Origin of the sequence: Bradyrhizobium sp. (genome assembly GCF_016462955.1) — a bacterium.
Classification (GTDB): Bacteria; Pseudomonadota; Alphaproteobacteria; order Rhizobiales; family Xanthobacteraceae; genus Bradyrhizobium.
In genome coordinates, this window is record NZ_JAEMSD010000732.1 from 1 (window position 1) to 2,607 (window position 2,607).

2 protein-coding genes are annotated in these 2,607 nt (G+C 65.8%); one reads left to right on the plus strand and one right to left on the minus strand.

Annotated elements, in window-relative coordinates; all coding sequences use genetic code 11:
* Positions 1-191 precede the first annotated feature (191 nt).
* Positions 192-1,988 (minus strand): tetratricopeptide repeat protein, encoded by a 1,797-nt coding sequence (locus JHD07_RS37550; protein ID WP_291631368.1) that lies wholly within the window; start codon positions 1,986-1,988, stop codon positions 192-194.
* Between the two features lie 214 nt (positions 1,989-2,202).
* On the opposite strand from JHD07_RS37550, the gene JHD07_RS37555 reads away from it, so the two are divergent.
* The coding region (locus tag JHD07_RS37555; protein ID WP_291631370.1) for a LysE family translocator at positions 2,203-2,607 on the plus strand (405 nt) is incomplete at its 3' end.

Sequence of the window (2,607 nt, forward strand, 5' to 3'; positions counted from 1 at the left end):
TGCATGGCCCAAATCCTGAAATCAGCGAATCATGAAAAAGCTGGCGCGCGGCGTTAAAGCCCGGAAAGTGCTAGCAAACCGGCAGCACGATATACTACTTCGGCGTGTGGCGACGTGTGGCGGATTTCACTATCGGGTCAATAAGAGCAGGCCCGAGGTCGCGAGAAACCAGATGGGCCGCGGAATGCAGTTCAGGACTCGGCGGCGCGCTTGGCCTCGCCCTGCACCAGGGTCAGCCTGCCGAGCGGCACGCCGGCCTTCAGCAGCCCCTCGCGATAATGGGCGACGTCCTCGGGCCGCTTCCAGTGGAAGTTGCGCAGGTGACGGTCGACGTTGAGGGTCGGGTAGTTGCCCATCAGCACGTGGGCGGCTTCGCTCGCCTCGTCGCCACGCCCCAGCTGCGCCAATGCGGCGGCACGGATCGCCAGCGCCTGCATGTGGTTCGGGTTGATGTAGAGCTGCTCGCGGGCCCAAGACAGGGTCGCGTCGTATTGGCGCAACAGGTAGTGACTGAAGGCGTTCAGCGCCGCCCATTGGTAACGAGGGTCGCTGTTGTCGCGCTGGGACGCCATCGAGAACAGCTCGATCGCCTCGCGATGCTCGCCGATCATGAAATGGCAGATGCCGAGCACGCCGCGCGCGCCGTTGTCATAGGGGTTGAGCGCGACCGCGCGCCTGGCGGCATCCATCGCGGCCTCGTGATGTCCCTCCAGCGAATGGGCCCAGGACAGGATCGAGAATGCGAAGGAGGAGCGCGGATCGAGCCGCACGCTGGTTTCGGCGAGGTTCATCGCCTCGGCCCACATCTCCCGCGTGCCCTTGACCCAGCCGAACTGGATGCTCTGGATCTGGATCGTGGCGAGATAGGCGTGTGCGATCGACAGTTTGGGATCGAGCCGGATGGCCTCGCGAAACAGCTCGACGGCGGCGGCGAGATCCTCCTTGGTCTGCCGGTAGTAGTGCGACAGCCCCTTGAGGAAGCGGTCCCAGGCGCTGACGTCGGTCGACAGCCGCGCCGGTGCCGACGCCTCGGCGCGGACGATCTCGGTGGCGATGGCGGCGGACAGGTTCGTCGTGATCTCGTCCTGCATGGCGAACAAGTCGCCGATGTCGCGGTCGTAGCGGCCGGTCCAGAGCTGCTCGCCGGTTTCCGGCGCGATCAGCTCGGCGGTGACGCGGATCTTGGCGCCGGCGCGCCGCACCGAACCCTGGATCAGATAGGTGGCGTCGATCTCGCGCGCGATCAGCCGCGTGCTGGTGTTCCTGCCCTTGAAGGCGAAGGTCGAGTTGCGGCTCAGCACGCGATAGAAGGATTGCAGCGACAGCGCGTGGATCAAATCCTCGGTCAGGCCGTCGGAGAAATACTCGTCCTGGGCGTCGCTGAGGTTGGCGAAGGGCAGCACGCCGACGATGGCGGTGCGGTACTGCTGCGACAGTGCCGAGGCTTCACGGAGCTCGGGGGCAAGCGCCGGCGCGCCCTCGGGCGTCCAGGTAAAGACCCCGATCGCATCCTTGATGTTCTTGAAGCGATGGTTGCCGGCATCGGTCAGCGGCACCGAGAGGTGCTTGCTCGCCTCGCGATAGGCCTTGGCCGAGATGGCGAAGCCGCCCGGGCTCGCCACCGATTCCAGCCGGACGGCGATGTTGACGTCGTCGCCGAACACCTCGTCCTCGTCGGCGATGACGTCGCCCATGTGGACGCCGAGCCGGAACTGCATGGCGCGGTCCGTCGGCAGATGGCGGTTGCGCTCGGCCATCACCGTCTGCATCGCGATCGCAGCCTCGGTGGCGCCGACGATGGAGGGGAACTCGAGCAGGAAGCCGTCGCCGGTGTTCTTCACGACGCGGCCGCCGTGATTGAGGATGATGGGATGGATCGCGGCGCGATGGGCCTTGAAGGCGGCATGGGTGCCGGCCTCGTCGCTGCCCATCATGCGCGAATAGCCGGCGACATCGGCGCAGACGATGGCGGCCAGACGTCTTTCCATATCCGCGAAGCTCCAAGGGAGAGGGGACCGGCCACGGCGGGCAGTCGCCTCGAATCCCGCATTGCAAGAACCCCGCCTTTATAAAGCAGATGCAGCCGAGCGGAAGCATGATCCGCGATGCAAATTCGAGGTAAATCCCACGCGATCCAGGGCGGTGGACGGGGACGGGCGAACCGACTAAGCGGAACCGGGACGGGGCAACGAGGGCATCTTCATGCTGGGCATCCACGAAATCTGGCTTTTCATCCTGTCGGGGGTGCTGCTCAACATCACGCCGGGGCCGGATTCGGTCTATGTGATCGGCCGCAGCATGCAGATGGGCTGGCGGGGCGGCGCTGCTGCCGCCCTGGGCATCAGTTGCGGCTGCTTTGTCCATGTCGCGGGCGCGGCGATCGGGCTTTCGGCCCTGCTGATGGCCTCGTCGACCGCCTTCTCGCTCCTGAAGCTGGTCGGCGCGGCCTATCTCGTCGTCACCGGGCTTCAGATGCTGTGGTCGCGCCCTTCGCTGGCTTCCAGCATCGACGAGCCGGTGCGGGGCTCGCTGCGCCGGGTCTTTCTCCAGGGCGTCTTCACCAACGCGCTCAATCCCAAGGTCGCGCTGTTCTTCCTCGCCTTCCTG

Bases quoted from the DNA above. Each gene is read 5' to 3' on its own strand.
- JHD07_RS37550 (WP_291631368.1), bottom strand. From the start codon at position 1,988: ATGGAAAGACGTCTGGCCGCCATCGTCTGCGCCGATGTCGCCGGCTAT.